Below are 21,456 nucleotides of genomic sequence, written 5' to 3'. Positions count from 1 at the left end.
CGAGGACCGCGGTCGCCCTGCGCCACGCAAGATCCTCCTCAACAGACAGCCGCCACTACCCAGCAAATCGTCGCGGGACGGCTGTCCAGTACCGCCGGAACGGACGAGTGTTGTCAGTCTTTGTAAAATCCTGGCAAGTGGCTACCCGGACAGGGCGGCGAGGAGTTCGTCCCGCGCACCGACACCGGTCTTGCGGTAGATCGACTTCAGGTGGTCGTTGACCGTGTGCGGCGACACCCCCAGCCGGGTGGCGATCTGCTTGCCGGGCAGGCCGAGCCGGACCTGGCCGAGGACCTTCCGTTCGCTCGGCGTGAGGGCGTACCACGCGGCGAGCGCGGGCAGGAGCGTGTCCGCGGAGGCGGGCTGGATCGTGACGGTCACGGCGCCGGGCTCCGCGTCGTCGAGCGGCTGGGCCCGCATCGCCAGCCACGCCCCGCCGAGCGGGATGCGGGTGAGTGCCTCGGCGCGGTGGCGGCGCGCGGCGTAGACGATGTTCCACAGGTTGCCGAAGAGGGCGTCGTCGTCGGCGTCGGGCTCCGGCACGAGGGTGCCGAACCAGGCGCGGGTGGCCGCGGTCGCCCGGACGGTGTCGTCGGCCTCGACCACGACGACGCCCGGCGCGGCGTGGTCGCCGAACGGACGGGGTGGGCGCCGGGCCACGTACCGCCTCAGCGCCACGGCCAGCGGCGTGGCCAGTCGCTCGGCGTGTGCGGCCTCGGCCGCGGAGAACGCCCGGCAGTCGCGGCCGCGCAGCAGCGTGAGGGTGCCCCGGGTGATGCCGGCGTCGGTGAGCGCGACGCGCATCTCGGCGCCGAACCCCTCGCCGGCCATGATGTCGTGCAGCCGCTCGCTGCGGCGCTCCTCGGGCTCGCCGCTGCCGAGCACCCCGACGCGCCTTCCGCCGACCAGGCTGGCCAGGGAGTGCAGGTCGCGGCCGCCGTACTCGTTGAGTTCGAGCCGGCGGGCGGTGGCGGCGCGGTAGCCGTTCTCGGCAATGACGAGGCAACCGACTCCGGTGCCGGGATCCAGGCCGCGTATCTGGTAGCCGTCGTGCGGCAGCAGGCGCCCGACCTGACGGGCCAGCTCAGCGCCGAACTCCGTGACGGTGACCGGCTGCGCCGGGGCTGCCGACACGGCGCGGATGACGGACTCCACCGATGCGCTCACCCGCCGAGTCTGCGGCCGCGCCATCCCCATGTCTCGGGATATTCCGGAGCCCTCGTGGCCCCGCAGACTCGGAGGCGGATCGACCGATCGAGGGAAAGGGATTCGGTGCACATTCACGAGTATGCCCGGCACGACGCCATCGGACTGCGCCAGCTGATGGCCGCCGGTGAGGTGACGGCCGCCGAGGTGGAGGACGCCGCCCGGCGGGCCCTGGAGGCCGCGAACGCGGAGCTGAACGGCCTGGCGCTGCCGCTGTTTCCCGCCGCGTCGCAGCATTCCGCGGACGGGGTGTTCGCCGGGGTGCCGTTCCTGCTCAAGGACGGTGGCCCGATGGCGGCCGGGGTGCCGTTCGCGATGGGCAGCCGCAGCCTGCGCGGTGCGGTGGCGCCGTACGACAGCGATCTGATGCGCCGGTTCCGGGCCGCCGGCCTCGCCGCCCTGGGGGTCACCACGGTGCCGGAGATGCTGCTCAGCTTCGCCACCGAGTCGGTCCGGTACGGCACCACCCGCAACCCGTGGGCCCTCGACCGGGGCGTCGGTGGTTCCAGCGGCGGCGCCGCTGCTCTCGTGGCGGCGGGGGCCGTACCCGTGGCGCACGCCAATGACGGCGCCGGTTCCATCCGGGTGCCGGCCTCCTGCTGCGGGCTCGTCGGTCTCAAGCCGAGCCGCGGCCGGGTCCCGTGCGGCCCGGACCTGGGCGAACCGATGTTCGGGATGGCGTACGAGTTCGGGCTGACCCGCACCGTGCGGGACGCCGCGCACCTGCTCGACGCGGTGCGCGGGCCGGGCGTCGGCGACAAGTACACGGCGCCGCCGCCGCGGCGGCCCTACGCCGAGGAGCTCACCGCCGATCCGGGCCGGCTGCGGGTCGCGGTCACGACGCGGGCGTGGTCGGGGGCGCCGGTGGACGCCGAGGTGGCCGCGGCGACGGAGCGGGTGGCGCGGGTGCTGGAGCAGATGGGGCACGACGTCGTCGAGGCCACTCCCGCGGTCGACTGGGACGCCGCCGTGCTGGCCCTGCGCGCGGAGATGGTCGCCATCGCCGCCACGTTCCTGATCGGTCCCCGGCCGCCGGCGCCGGAGCTGCTGGAGGCGGTGTCCCGGCGGGTCCTCGCCGAGCTGCGCGAGCTGAGCGCGCTGGACCTGATGGCCCGGCTGGACGCGCAGAACCGGGTGAGCCGGCCGGTCGGCGCGTTCTTCACCGGGTACGACCTGCTGGTCACGCCGACGCTGGCGCAGCTACCGGCGCCGCACGGCACGCTGCGCTACGACGACCCGGATCAGACGGTCATCGGGTGGCTGGACGCGCTGCTGGCGTACGGGCCGTTCACGTCGCTGTTCAACGTCACCGGTCAGCCGGCGGTGAGTCTGCCGCTCGGCCAGAGCGCGGCGGGCCTGCCCATCGGCGTGCAGCTCGTCGCCGGGTACGGCCGGGAGGACCGGCTGATCCGCCTCGCCGCCCGCCTGGAGGAGGCCATGCCCTGGCGGGACCGGACGCCGGGGCGTTTCGTCGGGGAGTCCTCGCTCGCATAGTCACTTTCTTTACTATGCAATTCGTTGTACGGTGCTCCTGCTCGGCTCTTCGAGCGCTGCCTGTGCGGAACGGGTCAAGGGAGTCCGGTGGCATGACGACGAACATGGACGAGGGCGCGGACCGGTATCCGACGCTGCTGAGCCCGTTGGATCTCGGCCACACGGTGCTGCGCAACCGGGTCGTGATGGGCTCGATGCACACCAAGCTGGAGGACCGCGCCCGCGACCTGCCGAAGCTGGCCGCGTTCTTCGCCGCACGCGCCCGCGGCGGTGTCGGCCTCATGGTGACGGGCGGCTACGCGCCGACGTGGCGGGGCTGGCTGGCACCGTTCGGCAGCCGGATGACCCGGGAGAGCCACGCCCGCGCCCACCGCGTCGTCACCGACGCGGTGCACGAGCACGACGGGAAGATCCTGCTGCAGGTGCTGCACGCGGGCCGGTACTCGTACCACCCGTTCAGCCTGGGCGCGTCGAGCCGGAAATCGCCGATCACCCCGTTCCGGCCGCGGGCCATGACCAGCCGGCAGGTCGACCGTACGGCCACCGCGTTCGCCCGGGCGTCGCTTTTGGCGCGGCGCGCCGGGTACGACGGTGTCGAGATCATGGGCTCCGAGGGGTACCTGATCAACCAGTTCCTCGCCGCCCGTACGAACGACCGCACCGACGCCTGGGGCGGTTCGGCGGAAAAGCGCATGCGCTTTCCCCTCGAAGTGGTCCGGCGCACCCGCGACCTGGTCGGCGACGACTTCATCGTGCAGTACCGGATCAGCCTGCTCGACCTGGTCGACGACGCCCAGTCGTGGGAGGAGACCGTCGAACTGGCGCGGGGGCTCGAAGCGGCGGGCGTGTCGATCCTGAACACGGGCATCGGCTGGCACGAGGCGCGCGTACCGACCATCGTCACGTCCGTACCCAGCGGCGCCTTCGCCTGGGTGACCGGCAAGGTCCGGCAGGAGGTCTCGATCCCTGTCGTGGCGTCCAACCGCATCAACCGGCCCGAGACCGCGGAACACATCCTCGCGTCCGGCGAGGCCGACCTCGTGTCGATGGCCCGCCCGCTGCTGGCCGACGCCGAGTGGGTCACCAAGACCGCGCAGCGGCGCGAACGCGAGATCATCACCTGCATCGCCTGCAACCAGGCATGCCTGGACCACACGTTCCGCAACAAGCGCGCCACGTGCCTGCTGAACCCGCGCTCCGGGTACGAGACCGAGCTGGTGCTGCTGCCCACCCGTACGGTGAAGAGCATCGCCGTGGTCGGTGCGGGTCCGGCCGGTCTCGCCGCGGCGATCGAGCTGGCGGGCCGTGGTCACCGGGTGGAACTGTTCGAGGCCGCCGACGCGATCGGGGGCCAGTTCCGGCTGGCCGCGCGGATTCCCGGCAAGGAGGAGTTCGCGCGCACCCTCGACTACTACCGCCACATGATCGACGTGCGCGGTGTCACGCTGCGCCTGGGTGCCCGTCCGAGCGCGGACGACCTGGCCGGATACGACGAGGTAGTCATCGCCACCGGCGTGCGGCCGCGGGTGCCGGACATCCCCGGTGTCGACCATCCGAAGGTCCTCACCTACCAGCAGGTCGTCGGCGAGGGCGCCGAGGTCGGCGAACGCGTCGCCATCATCGGGGCCGGCGGGATCGGCTTCGACATCGGCGAGTTCCTGCTCCACGAGCCGAACGAACCACTCGACGACTGGCTGCGTCGGTGGGGTGTCACCGACCCGGAGAACGCACGCGGCGGCCTGACAGAGAAGGTCGCCACCGCACCGCGCCGGCAGGTCTATCTGTTGCAGCGCAAGGCATCCGCGCTCGGCAAGGGTCTGGGAAAGACCACCGGGTGGGTGCACCGCGCCACGCTGCAGGACTCCGGGGTCACGATGCTGCGTGCCGTCGAGTACGTCCGCATCGACGACGAGGGTCTGCACATCTCCGTCTCCACCGACCCGCGCAACGACAAGGCGCCCCGCGAGAGCCGCGTCCTGCCCGTGGACACCGTGCTGCTCTGCGCCGGGCAGACCTCCGTGCGCGACCTGGTCGCTCCGCTGCAGGAACGTGGCGTGCGGGTGCATGTTATCGGCGGCGCCGACGTCGCCGCCGAACTCGACGCCAAACGCGCCATCAAACAGGCCACCGAACTCGCCGCGCGGCTCTGAGCCCGTCCTTCCACCGTGGAGCCCGACATGCCACACACCGCACCCCGGACGACGTATGTGACCACCCGGGTGGAGGACGGCATCGCGCACGTCCGCCTCGCCCGGCCCGACAAGCTCAACGCGCTCACCCTCGACACCCTGGACGATCTGATCCTTACGGCGAAGTGGTTGCGGCGCGACCGGACGCTGCGGGCCGTCGTCATCGCCGGGGAGGGCGCGTCGTTCTGCTCGGGTCTGGACTTCGCGACGGTGTTGCGTACGCCCGGCCGCATCGTCCGGTCGTTCGTGCCGGCGCCGTGGCGCGGCACGAACCGTTTCCAGGAAGCCTGCTGGGCGTGGCGGCGCATTCCGGTCCCGGTCATCGCGGCGGTGCACGGTCACTGCTACGGCGGCGGCCTGCAGATCGCGTTGAGTGCGGACCTGCGGTTCGCGACGCCCGACTCGCGGTGGTCGGTGCTGGAGGGCAAGTGGGGCATCATCCCCGACATGAGCGGCATCCGCAGCCTCACGGAGGTCGTCGGTGTCGATGTCGCCAAACGGCTCACCATGACCGCCGATGAGGTCTCCGGTACCGAGGCGCAGCGCATCGGCCTGGTCACCGAGATCCACGCCGATCCGGTCCAGGCGGCGGTGGACTTCGCCGAGCGTCTGCGGACCAGGTCGCCCGACGCGATCGCGGCCGCGAAGCGGTTGATCGACGGCGCCCTCACGTCCAGTGCCCGCCGTACCTTCGCGCGGGAACGGCGCGAGCAACTGCGGCTGCTGCGCCTGCCGAACACGGCCATCGCCCGCAAGTCCATCGCCACGAAGAGCGCGCCGACGTACAAACCGCGCACCCGATAGGGCCCCGTAGGATGTCGCCGTGGCACTGAGGAATGCGCTACTCGCGGCCCTGATCGACCACGAGTCGTCCGGGTACGACCTCGCCAAGAAGTTCCGCAGCTCGGTCGCCAACTTCTGGACCACGACCCCGCAGCAGCTCTACCGGGAACTCGAACGACTGGAAGCGGACGGGCTGCTGTCGGCGCGCGTGGTCAAGCAAACCAAGCGGCCCGACAAACGCCTCTACTCCGTCACCGACGCCGGGCGGGCCGCACTGCGCGAGTTCACCCGGCGGGACCCGAAGCCGACCACCATCCGGGACGAGTTGCTCATCCAGGTCGAGGCGCTCGCACACGCCGACGTCCCGAGCCTCAAGGCATCGATCCACTCCCGCATCGAGGCGAGCCGGAACCGGCTCGAAGGCTACGAACGCACCCTCGCTGAGATCCTCGGCGACCGTACAGACGACGAGTTCGTCGCCACGGGCAGCCGGATCGGGCCCTACCTGACCCTGCACCGCGGAATCGCGTTCGAGAAGGAGAACATCTCCTGGGGGCAGCGCGCACTCGACGTCCTCGCGCGGCGCCTCCCCGATCCGTGATAGGTCCGACATTTTCCTTCACTCGTTTCCCTGGATTGCCGAGTAACCAGGTGCGCCGGCACTCGTGCGCATGTCTGGGATGCCCGGGGGAGGCGATGTTGGTGTCAACGACGACGGCGACGGCAATGAAGGGCGTGTTCGGCCGGTGGGTCGACAACCGCGCGATGAACACGAAGATCCTGCTCATCGTCGCGATCCTGGCCGCGACCTCGATGAGTGTCGGCCTGGTGGCGCTGGCGCGTCTGGCCGAGATGAACGACAGGGCCCACGCCCTGTACGCGGGTTCGGTCCTGCCGGTGGAGCACGTCGAGGCGCTGGCGCAGACCATGACGCAGACCCGGCTGAACGTGCTGAACCATGCCGTGTCCACCTCGCCGGCGAACGTGTCCCGGTACGAGCAGGTCATCCAGAACGACGACGCCACGTTCGCCCGTGAGGTCGCTGTCTACCGCCCGGAGTCGGTCGCGCCGAGCCTGGTCGACCAGCTCATCGCCGCGTGGCGGGAATACCAGCAGGGCCGGCAGGCGATGCTCGACGCGGGCGAGCGTAACGACTTCAAGACCGTCGAGGCACAGCGCGACACCGTGATCCGGCCAGTGGTGGACAAGGCGAGCGCGATCGTCTCCGACCTGGTCGCCCAGGAGGAGCAGGACGCCGGGCACGTCGCCGCCGGGGCGTCGGCGGCGTACCGGACAGCGCGGACCACCATGGTCGCCTTCCTGCTGGGTGGTCTGCTGCTGTCGGTGGCGTTCGGGCTGCTCGTGTCCCGCCGCATCGTGGGTGTGCTGCGCCGGGTCTCGACGGTGATCGACGGGATGGCCGCCGGGGACCTGACCCGCTCGGCCGGGGTGACGAGCCGCGACGAACTCGGCAGGATGGCCGCCGGTCTGGACGCGGCGACCGGCCGGATGCGCGAGACGGTCGGTGCGCTCGACACCAGCAGCCGGACGCTGGCCGATGCCGCGCAGGAGCTGTCGGACGTCAGCCAGCAGATCGGTGACTCCGCCGAGGAGGCCAGCGCCGGGGCGGGCAGCGTGTCCGCCGCTGCCGAGCAGGTCTCCCGCAACGTCGAGACCGTCTCGGCCGGTGCGGAGGAGATGGGTGCCTCGATCCGGGAGATCGCCACCAGCGCCACGGACGCCGCGATGATCGCGCTGGGCGCCGTGCAGGTGGCAGAGGAGGCCAACGAGACCGTGCACAAGCTCGGCCAGTCCAGCGCCGAGATCGGCGCGGTGGTCAAGCTGATCACCTCGATCGCCGAGCAGACCAACCTGCTGGCCCTGAACGCGACGATCGAGGCGGCCCGCGCCGGCGAGGCGGGCAAGGGCTTCGCGGTCGTCGCCACCGAGGTCAAGGACCTGGCCCAGGCCACGGCGGAGGCTACCGAGGGCATCTCGGCCCGCATCCAGCAGATCCAGGGGGACACGGAGGCCGCGGTCGACTCGATCCGGCACATCTCCGAGGTCGTCGACAAGATCAACGGCTACTCCGCCACGATCGCCTCCGCCGTGGAGGAGCAGACGGCCACCACGAGCGAGATCACCCGCAACGTCGCGGAGGCGGCCACCGGCTCCGCCGACATCGCCCGCAACATCACCAGCGTGGCGACCGCGGCGCAGTCCACGCACTCCGGGGTGACCGAGGCGCAGCGTGCCGCCGACCACCTCACACAGATGTCAGGGGAGTTGCGGCGTCTGGTCGGCACGTTCCGGATCTGACGCCACCATCGGGTCAGCCGAGGCGGTCGAGTCGCGGGCCGTACGTGTCGATGGGCACCGTGGTGACGCGCGGCGACCAGACCGCGTGGCCGTGCCGGGACCAGAGCGGGACCAGCTGCAGATCCCGCAGCGCGGCGTTCTCGGCCAGACGGTAGCCGCGCAGCCGGTCGGCGGGATCGGATCGGCGGGCCGCGTCCGCGCACCACCGCCGTACCTCCGGTTGGTCGCGGCCGACCAGCGGGATCAGCGCCGGGTACGCGCTGGGGTATGGCACGGTCTGCTCGACGAGGACCATGCCGTCGGTGGGGGTGCCGCCGTGCAGCGGGCGCGGCGACACGCTCAGGTGCAGTGCGTGACCGAGCTGGTCGGCGAGGGCCGCCACCCCACTGGACTGCGCCGGTCGGTACCACAGGTGGATCGGGTCGGCGGGGGCTCCGCCGAGCTGGGCGAGGATCGTGCGGGCGGCGACCTCGTCGTGCTGGCAGGCGCGGCAGGCTCCGGTACGCGCACCGGGAACTCCGGGCGGGACCAGCGCGGTCGACGGCGACACCTGGTGGCCGAGGGGGCCGGCGGCCAGGCTCGCGCGGTCGATCGCCAGCGAGACCGCATGCCGGACACCCGGATCGGTGAACCGCCGGTCGGTCCGCGCGAACCCGAGGTACGTGGCGGTGCCCTGCGGCCACGTGGCGTACCGGGCGCCGAAGGCCGTACCGACATCCGCGTGCCGGTCCGGCGGCACGTCGGTGGCGAGGTCGAGGTCGCCGCCGCGGACCCCGTCGTACTGGGCGGCCGGAGCCAGCACCCGCAGGTCGATGCGGTCCGCCGTGGAGCGGGGCCCGGCGTAGCCGGTGAAGCGGCGCAGGGTGGCGCCGTGGCCGCGCTGCCATGCCCCGTCCAGACGGTACGGCCCGGTGCCGACCGGGTGGGTGGCGAATCCGGCCCAGTCGCGGGTGGACAGGACCGACTCGGGCAACGGCTGCAGCGCGGGTGCCGACAGCGCCAGCGGCAGCTCGGCGAACGGCGCGTCGAGGGTCACCTCGACGGTGCGTTCGTCGGCGACCCGGAGGCCGGGGACCTCGGCGGACCCGGGCCGCGCGCCACGGATCCGCAACGTGTCGGTCAGCAGGGTGGCGCCGCGCCAGCCCTCGGCCAGCCCGGCCCGCCAGGTGCCCGCCACGGCTCGCGCGGTCACCGCCGTTCCGTCGTGAAATCGCCATCCGGGGCGCAGCCGGATGGTCCATGTCTTCTGGTCCGGGCTGGTCACGGAGGCGGCCAGCGCGGGCGCCGGCCGGCCGGAGGGGTCGACCTCGGTCAGCGGGGTCCACAGTGCGCTGAGGACCAGCCGGCCCGCGGGGTCGTCGACCAGGCCGGGCAGGAGGGTCGCCGGCTCGCCCAGCCCCACCGTGAGCGCCGACGAGTCGCCGCGGGTCAGGCCGTAGGTGGCGGTCGCCGCCACCGCCAGCGTGGTCAGGGTCGCCGCGATCACCAGCGGGGTGCGCATGCCCGGAGTATTCCATCCGGCACCGTTGAATCGAAGTGATGAGCATCGATATCCTGGGTCGGCTGGTTGCCCGCGCTCGACGAGGAGAGTGGCCATGTTGGTGACGCGATGGTGGCAACCGGCGATGGTCCCGGCGGTGGTCGCGGCCCTGCTGCTGACCGGCACACCGGCCCAGGCCTGCAACCCCGACGACCCGCCCCACGGCACGGCGCATCATCAGGCGAGCGCCGCGGCCCACCACCATCACCAGCACGCGACCGGAGCCAGCAGCAACGTCGAGCTGCTCGGCACGGTGGCCACGGCCACCGGCGCGATTTCGATCAACTTCCTGACGTACGGCGACGGCCGCGACGTCATGCTGGTGACCGGTACGTTCGGGCTGCGCTCGTACGATCTCGCCGATCCGGCCAATCCGCGCCTGCTCGGCGAATTCGCGCTGCCCGGCATGTGGGAGACCGAGAACACAGAGGTCGACCCGGTGCGCAAGCTGGTCTTCCTCGCACGTGACCCGCGGGCCTTCGGCGGCGACGTCGCCACCGGCGAGTCGGGGGTCTACATCGTCGACGCGAGCACGCCCGAGCAGCTGCGCCAGCTCAGCTACGTCCAGGTGCCGGCGGGGCACACCACGAGCTGCATCAACCAGTGCAGGTAACTGTGGACCGGCGGCCCGGCCAAGGCCAGCACCATGCCCGCCGCCTGGGGCGGCCGGCCGATCTGGGTCACCGACGTGCGCGACCCGAGCCATCCGACGGTCTTCCCCGACCCCGTCGACCTGGCGCGCAACGACGGCAAGACCGACTACGCGCACGACGTGCAGGTAGACGCCGCCGGGGTGGCGTGGGTGTCCGGGCGCGGCGGGGTCCGCGGCTACTGGACGCAGGGGCGGCGGTGGGATCCGGTACGCCGCCAGACCCGCACCGCCACCGCCACCGACCCCGTGCCGTACGCCGGGGGTGGCATCGCCGAGACGGCCGCGCCGTCGCGGTTCATGCACAACAGTCACCATCCGGTCGGGGCGCGGTCGTCCGACGGTGGATGGCGCTTCGACGACCTCATCTACGTCACAGAGGAGAGCTTCCAGGCCGGGTGCGCCGCGGACGGCGTCCTGGTCATCGCGTCCCTGACCGGCTCGTACGGGGGCCAGTCGTGGCGGTCCACCCCCGAGCAGCCGTTCCGGCTGACCACCGTGGGCACGTGGAGCGTCGCGGGCCAGGAGGGCAGCGACCCGGTCAGCGAGGACTGCTCGGCGCACTACTTCGACGTGCGCGGCCACATTCTCGTGCAGTCGTTCTACGCGCAGGGCACCCGGTTCATCGACGTGTCCGACCCGACCAACCCGACGCAGATCGCGTACCACCGGCCGGCGGACGCCCGGTCCTGGGCGCCGTACTGGCACAACGGCCTCGTGTACGTCGCGGACAACACCCGCGGCGTCGACATCCTGCGGCTGACCAGCGCGTGACGTGTGGCCGCCCGGTCACCGGGCGCAGCTCAGGTCGGCCGCGGGCAGGTCTCCCGTGGTGAGGTAGGCGTTCACGGCCGCGTCGACGCAGTCCGAGCCGCGGAACAGGTAGACCCCGTGGTCGCGGGCATTCTCCAGCGTGACCATGCGGGACCCCTGGAGGGCCCGGTGCATGGCCCGGCGTTCGTCGCCGCGGTGCCCGACGCCGAGCAGTTGCTGGGCGCCGTCGACGCGCACCGGCCCGACGTCGTGGTGGTCGACGTGCGGATGCCGCCGACCCACACCGACGAGGGCATCCGGGCGGCGCTCGTCATCCGGCGCCAGCACCCGGACGTCGCGGTGTGCGTGCTGTCCCAGTACATGGAGGTGCTGCGGTTGATGGCGGAGGGCCGTTCCAGCACCGGCATCACGGAGGCGCTGCGGGTCAGCCACAGCGCGGTGGAGAAGTACGTGAGCAACATCTTCACCAAACTCGACCTGCCGCCCACGGACACCGACCATCGCCGGGTGCTGGCGGTGCTCCGGTATCTCGGGGCCTGAACTACCGGAGCTTGTACGCGATCAGCGACTTGGTGAGACCCATGACCTTCTCCGGCCGCAGCACCGAATCCGGGAAGTAGGAGCGCATCTGCGTCTTGTCCAGCAGCTCGATCCAGAGCACGCGGGACAGCGCCTCCTCGCGGGTGCGGCCCGGTGTGTACGCCAGCGGCCACGTGCGGGCCACCTCGCGGCGCGCCGCCACGGGCAGGAACTGCATGCCGGGCGCGACCCAGTGCGGCTCGATCGGGAAGTACCGGTACGGCGTCTGCACCCAGTGCGCGGGCGCCAGCGCGTGCACCGACTCGGCGAACCGCAGCCGGCGCTCGTGCCCGCCGACGTGCTCGATCACCGAGTTGCTGAACGCGAGGTCGTAGCGGCGTTCGGCGATCGCCCCGGGTAGGGCGCAGGCGTCGCCGTGGCTGACCTCGACCCAGTCCGGCAGCTCCGCGGGGGGTGCTTCGAGGTTGACCACGTGTACGTGCTTCGGGCGTACCGGGAGCTGGCGCCAGAAGCCGACCCGGCCGCCGAGGTCGACCACCGACATCTCGGGCAGCTCGGGGAACGTCTCCACCAGCCAGCGCGATCGGGCCTCCCGCCGCTTCGCGCCCCAGGAGCCGGGACGGTCGACGAGCCGCCAGCGGAGGGAGTGAATATTCACTGCGGCAGATTACTGGACCGGCTGCAGTCGTTCCCGCCACCGCCGTACCCGCTCCGGGTCCACGGGGAATTCCCAGCTGCTGTTGCCGCGCAGCGCCGTGCCCGCGTGGAAGGCATCGACGCCGCCGTCGAGCAACGGTCCCAGGTGGTGTTCGCGGAGCGCGCCGCCGGCGAGGATGCGCGGCGAGTGTGCCGACTTCGCCTCCGTGATGAGGATGTCGACGCCTTCCGCCACGCCGTACGGGCCGCCGGAGGTGAGTACGGCGTCCAGCCCGTCCAGGCCGTCGATGGCCCGCCAGGCCGCCTGCCGGTCCGTGGCGTGATCCAGCGCCTTGTGGAAGGTCCAGGCGCAGCCGTCGATCATCGCTCGCACCGTACCGAGCGACGCGAGATCGACGCCGCCGTCGGCGTCGAGGAAGCCGAGCACGAACTCGTCGGCGCCCGCGGCCCGCAGCGCGTCGATCGACCGGCACAGGGAGTCCAGACTTCCGGCGGCGAAGCCGTCCTGTTGTCTGAGCATGACGCGGATCGGCAGGTCGGTCTCGGCGCGCACGGCCGTGAAGGTCTCCACGGTCGGCGTGAGGCCGAGCAGGTGGATGTCGCTGACCAGTTCCAGTCGGTCAGCGCCGCCGGCCGCCGCCTGTCGCGCATCGACGGCATCGAGTGCGATCACTTCCAGAAGGGCCTTCGGCATGGCGTGATCATGCCACGGAATTCGGCAAATTTTTAGTAAACCTTCCAGTTTTATTGGGCAGCTTGCCCGATTAGTTCGTTCTAGGAATCTTGCCAGTATTTGCGCTAAATGTTGTGAGTGGACGGTCGGGAATGGCCGGCCCTGCAGGAATTCCGGGCAGAATTTCGAGCAACTCTCGCGTACGATGCGCTGGCTTCGATCTTCGTCCACCATCGAACGGGGTTACCTGCATGTCACTGCTCCACCGGAAGGTGCTGGCCGGTATCGGCGGCACCGCCGCGGCGATCGCCTCCACCGCCCTCTTCGCGGCGCCGGCTCAGGCCGCTTCGGCCGGATACGCCCAGGTCGTCGGCTCGTCCACGGTCCAGTTCAACGCCCAGAAGGGCAAGGCGAACGGGCTGGTCATCACCATCAAGGGCCGCACGGTCACGCTCGACGACAAGGTCGCCCTCAAGGCCGGCAAGGGCTGCAAGGCGGTCAAGGGCGACAAGACCAAGGTCAAGTGCACGACATCGAAGACCACCAAGACCCTCAACGTCTCGCTCGGTGACAAGAACGACACCGTGACGAACAAGACGGGCGTCTACCTGCTGGTGAACGGAGGGTCCGGCAACGACACCCTCTACGGCGGCAGCGGCAAGGACGAGCTGCAGGGCGGCTCGGGCAACGACAAGCTGATCGGCAACGGCGGCAACGACCTGCTCTACGGTCAGTCCGGCGCGGACACCGTGTTCGGCAAGGCCGGCAACGACATGATCTCCGGCGGCACCGGCAACGACGTCCTCGGTGGCGACACGGGCAACGACGACATCGTCGGCGAGAGCGGCAACGACACGCTGTACGGCGCCGCGGGCAACGACACGCTCGTCGGCGGCACCGGGGTGGACAAGATCTCGGCCGGTGACGGTGACGACATCGTCGACGGCGAGGCCGGCGCGGACAACCTCGCGGGCGGCAACGGCGTGGACATCATCCTCGGTGGTGCCGACAACGACGTCATCGACGGCGGTGCGGGCGACGACATCCTCGGCGGACTGGCCGGTGACGACCGGATCTTCGGCCGGGCCGGCGACGACGTGCTCGTCGGTGAGGACCTTGCCGACGACGGCACGCCGAAGGGCAGCGCCACGGCCAAGGACGTGCTCGACGGCGGCGACAACGTCGACGCGTGCTTCGTGCTCGCCGGCGGCACGACTCTCAACTGCGAGAACCCGACCGGGGAGACTCCGGCCACGAGCTTCGCGCCCGTCCAGATGAAGGCCGTGACCGACCTGTCGGCCAACCTCGAAGCGGTCACTAAGTAAGGACAGCTCCACCGACGCGGCCCGGCCGGGCGGCGACCGTACCCGACCGGTACAGCCGCCGCGGCCGGGCCGTCGTCTGTCTGCGGGGCCGATCGGGGGTCGCCGCGCGCGGCGCCGACCGGCAGACTGTGGCGATGATCCGTACGCTCACGCGCCGCATGGGCCGCCAGCGCTGGTTCGCCACGGCGTTTCGGCTGCTGGTACCCACCGACCGCCTGGTCGGCCGCCTCACCCGCGGCCGCGTGCTGTCGCTCGGGCTGGTCCCGTCGCTGTTGATCACCACGACGGGGCGCCGCTCCGGCCAGCCCCGCAGCAACCCCCTGCTGTACGTCCGGGACGGCGACGCCTGGGTGGTGGTCGGCTCCAACTGGGGCCAGACCCACCAGCCCGCCTGGGTGCACAACCTCACCGCCGACCCGAACGCCACCGTGACCGTCGGCGGGGCGGAGCACGCCGTCCGCGCCCGCCGGGTCGACGGCGCCGAGCGCGACCGGCTGTGGGCGCTGCTGGTCGCCGAGTGGCCCGCCTTCCCGGTGTACGCGGAACGCGCCGGTGACCGCCCGATCGAGATGTTCCGCCTCGAACCGGTTTCCTGACCCGAACTCCTCAACCCGCGGCCCCACCGGCCGACGGTACGGCCATGTGTCTGCGCGACGTACGGCTGTTCCTGCTGGCGACGGTGGTCGCGGTGGTCGCGTTGTTCGCGGGATACGGCACACCGGCCGGCGACCTCGCGTACACCGTCGTCTATCTGGCCCTGTGCGGCCTGGCCTGGTGGGCGGCGCTGCGGCTGGCCGACGACCGCCGCCCCTGGCTGCTGATCGCGCTGGCCCAGACGCTGTGGTTCCTCGGCGACGCGATCGAGATGCTCTACAACTACCTGGCCGACGGCGCGGTGCCCGCGGTCGGCATCGCCGACGCGTGCTGGCTCGCCGGGTACCCGCTGGTGGCCGCCGCCCTGGTGCGGATGGCCCGCCGCCGGGCGCCCGGCCGGCTGCGCGGGGCCGTGCTCGACGCGGGCACCCTCACCATCGCCGCCGCGCTGCTGGCCTGGGAGTTCCTGATCGGCCCGTACGTGGGGCAGGGCTACTCGCTGGCCGACACCGTGGTGCCCGCGCTGTACCCGGTCGCGGACGTGGTGCTGCTGGCCGGTGTGCTGGTCGTCGTGCTCTCGCCGGGCACTCGCGGCGTACCGACCCGGCTGCTGTTCGGCGCGGCTGCCGTCCTGCTCGGCAACGACCTGGCCATCAACGTGCTGCCGCAGCTGGCCGACCGGGGCCTGGTGTCGGAGTGGATCGGGTACGAGGCGTCGTCGCGGCTGGGCACTATCGTCATGCTGGGCAACGCCCTGATGACGGCCGCGCTGCTGCATCCGGGGCGCGCCGAGCTGACCCGCAGCGGACGGCGGGTGCCCACCCTGCACCCGGCGCGGGTGCTGTTCCTCGGTCTGGCGTTGATGACCACGCCGACGCTGACCCTGGTGCACGCCGGTTTCGACACCCGTACCTTCATCGCGCTGGGCGCGGCGGCGATGTGCACGGTGTTCGTGCTGAGCCGCTTCACCATCGCGGTACGCGAACAGGACCGTACCCAGGCTCAGCTGGCCTTCCAGGCGCAGCACGACCCGCTCACCGCTCTGGCCAACCGGGCGGCGCTGGGCGAGCACCTCGCCGCGCTGCGGCCCACGGCGCAGACCCCGGTGACCGTGCTCTACCTCGACCTCGACGGCTTCAAGGACGTCAACGACTCCTACGGCCACGACGCGGGTGACGCCGTGCTGGTGGCCGTCGCCCAGCGGCTCGCCGCGGTGGCCCGCGCCGAGGACCTGGTCTCCCGTCTCGGCGGCGACGAGTTCGTCCTGGTCTGCCCGGGGGCCGGCATGCCGGACGCGGTCCGGCTGGCCGAGCGGATCGTCCTGACGGTGGCACAGCCGGTGGCGTTCCGCGGCCACCATCTGAGCGTCGGCACGAGCATCGGCATCGCCTCCTCGGCCGGGGAGCCGGGCACGGATCGCCCCGGCGCGCTGCTGCGTTCCGCCGACGCGGCGATGTACCAGGCCAAGCGGCAGGGCAGGGGCCGCTGGGTGCTGGCGGACGCCGCACCGGCGCTGCCCGCGCCGCGCGTGGAGGCGGCCGGAGCGCACGCCCCGGTCTGACGTATCCCCTGGTCGCCTCAGCATGCGGCGGGGCCCGCCGATGGGAGCGGCAACACCGGGCATGGACGGATCCCGTCCAGGACCGCGACGGCGTCCCGGTGGCCGTCGGCGGGCCGGGCAGAGGATATGAAGCAGACCAGCGCCCCGCACCACTCCCGCCCGTCGACGCTGTCGCGTCGGGTCCGGCTGACGCTCGCCGCGACCACGGCCGCGACGGTGACCGCCGTCACGCTGACCGCGCTGCCCGCGGCCGCGGTCACCCGGGCGGTGTCGGTGCAGGGCGAGGCCATGGCGATCTCCTCCGCGCACGGGGGCGACTACCGGGACGGCCGGGCCTCCGGTGGCGCGGCGCTGGCCATCTGGCACAGGGCGACCGCCTCCGCCGTGGTGAGCACCCCGGTGCGGGCGACCCGGCTGCAGGTGACCGCGATGGGCGGCCGGTGTGGCACTGCCGCTCCGCAGATGCGGGTGACCGTCGACGGGGTCGCGGTGGGCACCAGCGCCGTGTCCGCGACCCGCTGGACGACTTACACCTTCACCGGTTCCTGGGCGGCGGGCCGCCGCCGGATCGGGATCACCTTCTTGAATCCGTACGGCACGACCAAGTGCGACCGCTTCGTCGAGGTCGACCGGATCGTCGCGTCGGGCACCGCCCCCACTGCCAGTACGCCGCCCGTCAGCACCCCGCCCGCTTCCCCGCCGGTCGCCAGCACCCCGGTCGAGAAGACCGGGTTCGTCACCCGGTCCGGCAGCAAGCTCATGCTCGACGGCAAGCAGTTCAAGTACGTCGGCCTCAACGCGTACGGCATGTCCGGGTGTGACGGGCCGGCGTGGAGTGACGCGCAGCTGGCCGACTACTTCGCCCGGCTGGCCCCGAACACGGTGACCCGTACCTGGGCGTTCCGGCCGTTCGGCACCGCGGCGCTGGACCGGATCGTGGCGACCGCCGCGAAGTACCAGCAGAAGGTCATCTTCACCCTCGCGGACGGCCGCAACTACTGCGGCGAGCACGACGGCGCCGTGACGCCCGAGGGCGGCGACAAGTCCACGGCCTGGTACGCGGGCGGCTACAAGACCACCTACCTGCCGTGGGTCACCACTGTCGTCACCCGGTACAAGGACAACCCCACAGTCGCGATGTGGGAAATGATCAATGAGCCCGGCTCGTTCTCGTCGGCCGCGTACACCGACGCGCTGGTCAAGGGCTTCTTCGACACCACCGCCGCGAAGATCAAGTCGATAGACCCGAACCACCTGGTCGGCACCGGCGTGCTGTCCGAGGACATGAAGGGCACCAGCAACTACGCCACCCTGCACGCCTCGCCGAACATCGACGTCGCCTCGCTGCACGAGTACGAGTACGACTGGAACGACAGCAACTCGATCATCACGGGTCACCTGGCCCGGGTGCTGGCCCAGCTGGCGCCGGTCGGCAAGCCGGTGATCATCGGGGAGACCGGGGTGCAGGCCGGGCCGGGCTGCCGGACCAGCGTGGCTGCCCGCAACAGCGCCATCTCCCGCAAGCTGACCGGATACACCGCGTACCCGGCCGTCGCGGGCGTCAACGTGTGGAGCGTCGTGCAGTACAACCCGTGGAGCCACGAGAAGTGCCCGCTGGAGATGCCCGCGAACGACCCGGTGCTGTCCACCGTCCGCAGCGTGCAGGCCGGCCTCAACGGCTGACCGGCGCCGGGACGAACCGGGTCCCGAGCATGAGCAGGCCACCCACCAGCGCGGCCAGCACCATGAAGGTCCACCCGTCGCGGTAGGCGTCCAGCGCGTCGTGGTGCGCGGGTGTCCCGACGATCGCTACGAACGCGGCCACCCCGAGCGCGCCGCCGACCTGGCGGAACATCGACGAGATGCCGATCGCCGTGGAGAACCGGGCCGGGCCGACCGCGGCCACCGCCACCGCCGTGAACGACGGCATGGCCAGGCCGACGCCGAGCCCGCCGATGACCTGGCCGGGCAGGTAGGTGCCGAGATAGTCCGGGGTGAGGCCCAGGCGGACGGCGTTCAACCCGATGCCCGCGGCCACCAGCGCGCCGCCGATCGCGCCGAGCGTGCCCATGCCGAGGCGCGGCCCGATCCGGCTGGCCACCCCGGCCGCGACCAGTGCTGCCAGCGGCCCGGCGGTCAGTTCCAGCCCGGCCCGGACCACCGAGTGCCCCCACACCTGGGTCAGGAACAGCACCCCGGACAGGATCAGCGCGGAGAACGCCGCGAAGAACGCCATCGCCGACCCGACGGCCAGGGCGAAGGACGGCACCCGCAACATCGGCAGTTCGAGTACGGGCACCCGGTGGCGCGCCGATCGCCACACGGCCGTGGCGGTCGCCGTCGCGGCGAGCCCGAACACGAGGCTGGTGCGCATGTCCGTCCAGCCCCACGCCCGCCCCTTGACCAGGGCGAGGGTCAGCGCCGCGACCCCGGTCATCAGCGCGAGCGTGCCGACGAGGTCGGGCAGACCGCCGCCGTTCGGGTCGCGGCTCTCGCGCAGCCGGCGGGCGGCGTAGCCGAGGGAGATCAGGCCGAGCGGGACGTTGACGAGGAAGACCCAGCGCCAGCCGGCCTGCACCAGCAGGCCACCGAGCGGGGGACCGGCCGCGGCACCCACCGCGCCGACCGCGGCCCAGGCGGCGATGACGGCCGGGCGGGCGCGCGGCGCGAACGCGGGCAGCACCACGCCCAGGGAGGCCGGGCCGAGGATCGCCGCTCCGGCGCCCTGCAGCAGCCGGGCCGCGACCAGCGTCTCCACCGAGCTCGCCGCCGCGCAGGCCAGAGACGCGCCGGTGAACACGGTGAGGCCGACGATGAAGCCGCGTTTGCGTCCGTACAGGTCGACCATGCGCCCGGCCGGGACCAGCAGGGCGGCGAAGACGATCGCATAGCCGTTGAGGACCCACGACAGCTCGGACAGCCCGGCGGCGGGGAAGTCGGCCTGCAGGTCGGGGAAGGCGATGTTGACGATGAACAGGTCGAGCAGCGAGGCGAAGACGCCGATCGAGACGAACAGGAACGTACGCCAGGGATGCGTCGCCCGGGAGGTCTGCGTGGTCATGTCCCACCCCTCGTGAGTTAGTTGCGTGATAAAACTGACCCTAGATCAGGTAGGTTTCGTCACGCAACTTGTCGGAGTAGAGTGGCGGTCATGCTCGGCCGGACGTACGAGGACCAGGTCTGCTCGGTGGCACGCACCCTGGAGGTGCTCGGCGAACGCTGGACCCTGCTCGTGGTGCGCGACGCGCTGAACGGGCTGACCCGCTTCGAGGAGTTCCAGCACAGCCTCGGCGTCGCCCGCAACGTGCTGGCCGACCGGCTCAAACGGCTCGTCGAGGCCGGCGTACTGGAGAAGGTCCGCTACTCCGACCGCCCCGAGCGCTTCCGGTACGAGCTGACCCCGAAGGGCCGCGAGCTGGGCGTACCGATCCTGAGCCTGATGCACTGGGGTGATCGCCACCTCGCCGGTCCCGACGGCCCGCCGCGCCTGACCCGCCACCACGACTGCGGCGGCGACCTGCACGCCCGGCTCGTGTGCGACCGCTGCGAGCGCCCGGTGCCGTCGTCCGACATGGACCTCTCCTACGCGGACTGGGTGCCGCAGGACGCCCGCACCAGCTAGCCCGGCTCCCCTCTGCCAAACCTCAGCTGAGAAAGCTGTCCAGGCGGCCGTCCAACGGAAGTCCAGCCGCCAGTCCAGCACGCACTCCAACGCCGTCCCGAGGATGGATCGCACGGGGGTCACCGCGTCGACTGACGGGCCGACCCGTCACGAGGTCGATTCAGCTGAGGGAGACATTCGTGTACGACGTCCTTTGTGTCGGATTCGGACCGGCGAACATCGCGCTCGCCGTCGCGCTCGACGAACTGTGGCCGTCCGCCCGCGTCAAGTTCGTGGAACGCGAGCCCGCGCCGTCCTGGCAGCCGGCGATGATGCTCGACGGCGCCGACATCCAGAACCACCCGAGCCGTGACCTGGTCACGCCGCGCAACCCGCGCAGCCGCTACACCTTCATCAACTACCTGCACGAGCACGGCCGCCTGTTCAAGCACCTGAACCTGCCCGGCCACCACCCGCTGCGCAAGGAGTACGCCGGCTACGTCAAGTGGGTCGCCGAGACGGTGCCCGCCGACGTGGACTACGGCCAGAACGTCACGGCGATCCGGCTGGCCGACGCCGACCCGGCGACCGGCGCGAACCCGGTCGAGGTGCTCACCGCCGACGGCCGCCGCTACCTCGGCCGCTCGGCCGTCGTGGCGCCCGGGCGCAGCCCGTACGTTCCGCCGGTGTTCGCGGCCCTGCCGTTCCCGCGGGTCGCGCACACCTCGCGGTTCCTGCCCGGCATCGCGGACCTGGACCGCGACTGGGCGGGCACCCTGGCCGTGGTCGGCGCCAGCCAGAGCGCCATCGAGGTGATCCTCGACCTGATGGGCCGGTTCCCGGCCGCCCGCATCGTCAACGTCATGTCGGGCTACGGCTACCGGCTCAAGGACACCAGCCCGTTCTCCGAGGAGGTCTACTTCCCGGAGTTCGTCGACTACTACTACCGGGCCTCCGAGGACGGCAAGCAGCGGCTGCGTGACCTGCTGCGCCCCACCAACTACTCCGCCGCCGACCGCGACGTCATCGACACCCTCTACCTGAAGATGTACGAGGACGAGCTGGACGGCCGGCAGCGGGTCACGATGCGCGGCAACCGGCTGATCACCGCGGCGCGGGAGGACGGCGCCGCAGTGACGCTCGACCTGACCGAACGCATCACCGGCGCACGGGAGCAGCTCACCGTCGACCGGGTGGTCCTGGCCACCGGCTACCGCGACCTGGGCACCAAGGGCCGCACCGAGCAGCTTCCGCCCCTGCTGCGGGAGGTCGCCGGCGTGCTGGCCGTCGACCCCGAGACCGGCCTGTCGGTCGGCTTCGACTACCGCGTGGAGAACAGCACGGCGGGCCGGGGCGCGCCGCCGATCTACATCAACGGCCTGTGCGAGTCCACCCACGGCCTCGGCGACGCCGGCTCGTTCAGCCTGCTCGCGCTGCGGTCGCAGGCCATCGTGGACAGCCTTCGCCAGCGCCTTTCCGCCACCGAGGGCGCGACGCCCGCCGCCGACCTGGTCGGTGCCGCGAGTCTCGCCGCGACCCGATAGAGGAGAC

The 21,456-nt window shown here is 71.8% G+C and carries 20 protein-coding genes; 14 read left to right on the top strand and 6 right to left on the bottom strand.

Annotation, left to right across the window (positions count from 1 at the left end; genetic code table 11):
• Positions 1–141 precede the first annotated feature (141 nt).
• Positions 142–1,167 (bottom strand): helix-turn-helix transcriptional regulator, encoded by a 1,026-nt coding sequence (locus tag ACMCNN_RS24150; protein WP_412742795.1) that lies wholly within the window; start codon positions 1,165–1,167, stop codon positions 142–144.
• Between the two features lie 105 nt (positions 1,168–1,272).
• Here ACMCNN_RS24150 and ACMCNN_RS24145 point away from each other — a divergent pair, with 105 nt between their 5' ends.
• The 5 genes from ACMCNN_RS24145 to ACMCNN_RS24125 all read left to right on the top strand — a co-directional run bounded on the left by ACMCNN_RS24145 (position 1,273) and on the right by ACMCNN_RS24125 (position 7,991).
• The gene (locus ACMCNN_RS24145; RefSeq protein ID WP_412742794.1) at positions 1,273–2,700 is read left to right on the top strand and encodes an amidase; all 1,428 of its coding nucleotides are present in this window, start codon (positions 1,273–1,275) and stop codon (positions 2,698–2,700) included.
• A gap of 92 nt (positions 2,701–2,792) precedes the next feature.
• Positions 2,793–4,850, top strand: coding sequence for an FAD-dependent oxidoreductase (locus ACMCNN_RS24140; RefSeq protein ID WP_412742793.1), 2,058 nt, complete (start codon positions 2,793–2,795; stop codon positions 4,848–4,850).
• Between the two features lie 27 nt (positions 4,851–4,877).
• Positions 4,878–5,693: a crotonase/enoyl-CoA hydratase family protein gene (locus tag ACMCNN_RS24135; protein ID WP_412742792.1), complete on the top strand. Its 816-nt coding sequence runs from the start codon at positions 4,878–4,880 to the stop codon at positions 5,691–5,693.
• 19 nt (positions 5,694–5,712) lie between these two features.
• The gene (locus ACMCNN_RS24130) at positions 5,713–6,273 is read left to right on the top strand and encodes a PadR family transcriptional regulator (protein WP_412742791.1); all 561 of its coding nucleotides are present in this window, start codon (positions 5,713–5,715) and stop codon (positions 6,271–6,273) included.
• A 125-nt stretch (positions 6,274–6,398) separates the two neighbouring features.
• Positions 6,399–7,991, top strand: coding sequence for a methyl-accepting chemotaxis protein (locus ACMCNN_RS24125; RefSeq protein WP_412742790.1), 1,593 nt, complete (start codon positions 6,399–6,401; stop codon positions 7,989–7,991).
• A gap of 13 nt (positions 7,992–8,004) precedes the next feature.
• Here ACMCNN_RS24125 and ACMCNN_RS24120 read toward each other — a convergent pair whose 3' ends face one another.
• Complete coding sequence (locus ACMCNN_RS24120; protein WP_412742789.1) at positions 8,005–9,492, bottom strand: ABC transporter substrate-binding protein; 1,488 nt, start codon at positions 9,490–9,492, stop codon at positions 8,005–8,007.
• A gap of 94 nt (positions 9,493–9,586) precedes the next feature.
• Between ACMCNN_RS24120 and ACMCNN_RS24115 the strand changes: the two genes are divergently transcribed.
• Together ACMCNN_RS24115 and ACMCNN_RS24110 are read left to right on the top strand one after the other, a co-directional pair.
• Positions 9,587–10,144, top strand: a complete 558-nt coding sequence (locus ACMCNN_RS24115; protein WP_412742788.1) for a hypothetical protein — start codon at positions 9,587–9,589, stop codon at positions 10,142–10,144.
• Between the two features lie 33 nt (positions 10,145–10,177).
• Positions 10,178–10,954 carry a hypothetical protein gene (locus ACMCNN_RS24110; RefSeq protein ID WP_412742787.1) on the top strand — a complete coding sequence of 259 codons (777 nt, stop codon included), beginning with the start codon at positions 10,178–10,180 and terminating at the stop codon, positions 10,952–10,954.
• Between the two features lie 15 nt (positions 10,955–10,969).
• Here ACMCNN_RS24110 and ACMCNN_RS24105 read toward each other — a convergent pair whose 3' ends face one another.
• Entirely contained in the window at positions 10,970–11,101 is a 132-nt protein-coding gene (locus tag ACMCNN_RS24105; protein ID WP_412742786.1) for an alpha/beta hydrolase, read from the bottom strand.
• Between the two features lie 21 nt (positions 11,102–11,122).
• Between ACMCNN_RS24105 and ACMCNN_RS24100 the strand changes: the two genes are divergently transcribed.
• Positions 11,123–11,494 (top strand): response regulator transcription factor, encoded by a 372-nt coding sequence (locus ACMCNN_RS24100; RefSeq protein ID WP_412742785.1) that lies wholly within the window; start codon positions 11,123–11,125, stop codon positions 11,492–11,494.
• A 1-nt stretch (position 11,495) separates the two neighbouring features.
• On the opposite strand, the gene ACMCNN_RS24095 is transcribed toward ACMCNN_RS24100, so the two are convergent.
• Positions 11,496–12,152: a class I SAM-dependent methyltransferase gene (locus ACMCNN_RS24095; protein WP_412742784.1), complete on the bottom strand. Its 657-nt coding sequence runs from the start codon at positions 12,150–12,152 to the stop codon at positions 11,496–11,498.
• A 9-nt stretch (positions 12,153–12,161) separates the two neighbouring features.
• A complete protein-coding gene (locus ACMCNN_RS24090) occupies positions 12,162–12,845 on the bottom strand; it encodes a copper homeostasis protein CutC (protein ID WP_412742783.1) in 684 nt (227 codons plus the stop codon).
• A 230-nt stretch (positions 12,846–13,075) separates the two neighbouring features.
• On the opposite strand from ACMCNN_RS24090, the gene ACMCNN_RS24085 reads away from it, so the two are divergent.
• The 4 genes from ACMCNN_RS24085 (at position 13,076) to ACMCNN_RS24070 (ending at position 17,987) form a co-directional block, all read left to right on the top strand.
• Positions 13,076–14,149, top strand: coding sequence for a calcium-binding protein (locus ACMCNN_RS24085; RefSeq protein WP_412742782.1), 1,074 nt, complete (start codon positions 13,076–13,078; stop codon positions 14,147–14,149).
• Between the two features lie 134 nt (positions 14,150–14,283).
• Complete coding sequence (locus tag ACMCNN_RS24080) at positions 14,284–14,745, top strand: nitroreductase/quinone reductase family protein (RefSeq protein WP_412742781.1); 462 nt, start codon at positions 14,284–14,286, stop codon at positions 14,743–14,745.
• Positions 14,746–14,789: 44 nt separating this feature from the next.
• Positions 14,790–16,304, top strand: a complete 1,515-nt coding sequence (locus ACMCNN_RS24075; protein ID WP_412742780.1) for a diguanylate cyclase domain-containing protein — start codon at positions 14,790–14,792, stop codon at positions 16,302–16,304.
• A gap of 126 nt (positions 16,305–16,430) precedes the next feature.
• Positions 16,431–17,987: a carbohydrate-binding domain-containing protein gene (locus ACMCNN_RS24070; RefSeq protein WP_412742779.1), complete on the top strand. Its 1,557-nt coding sequence runs from the start codon at positions 16,431–16,433 to the stop codon at positions 17,985–17,987.
• Here the strand turns inward: ACMCNN_RS24070 and ACMCNN_RS24065 are convergent.
• On the bottom strand, positions 17,977–19,365 hold the full coding sequence (locus tag ACMCNN_RS24065) for an MFS transporter (RefSeq protein ID WP_412742778.1): 1,389 nt from the start codon (positions 19,363–19,365) through the stop codon (positions 17,977–17,979). The genes ACMCNN_RS24070 and ACMCNN_RS24065 overlap by 11 nt on opposite strands.
• A 90-nt stretch (positions 19,366–19,455) precedes the next feature.
• Between ACMCNN_RS24065 and ACMCNN_RS24060 the strand changes: the two genes are divergently transcribed.
• Together ACMCNN_RS24060 and ACMCNN_RS24055 are read left to right on the top strand one after the other, a co-directional pair.
• Positions 19,456–19,926: a winged helix-turn-helix transcriptional regulator gene (locus ACMCNN_RS24060; RefSeq protein ID WP_412742777.1), complete on the top strand. Its 471-nt coding sequence runs from the start codon at positions 19,456–19,458 to the stop codon at positions 19,924–19,926.
• A gap of 179 nt (positions 19,927–20,105) precedes the next feature.
• A complete protein-coding gene (locus ACMCNN_RS24055) occupies positions 20,106–21,449 on the top strand; it encodes a lysine N(6)-hydroxylase/L-ornithine N(5)-oxygenase family protein (protein ID WP_412742776.1) in 1,344 nt (447 codons plus the stop codon).
• The last annotated feature ends 7 nt before the right edge of the window (positions 21,450–21,456 follow it).

It is taken from the genome of Krasilnikovia sp. MM14-A1004 (assembly GCF_047159485.1).
Classification (GTDB): Bacteria; Actinomycetota; Actinomycetes; order Mycobacteriales; family Micromonosporaceae; genus Actinoplanes.
The sequence above is the reverse complement of the archived record's forward strand: the minus strand, read 5'-3'. Positions and strand labels throughout refer to the sequence as shown.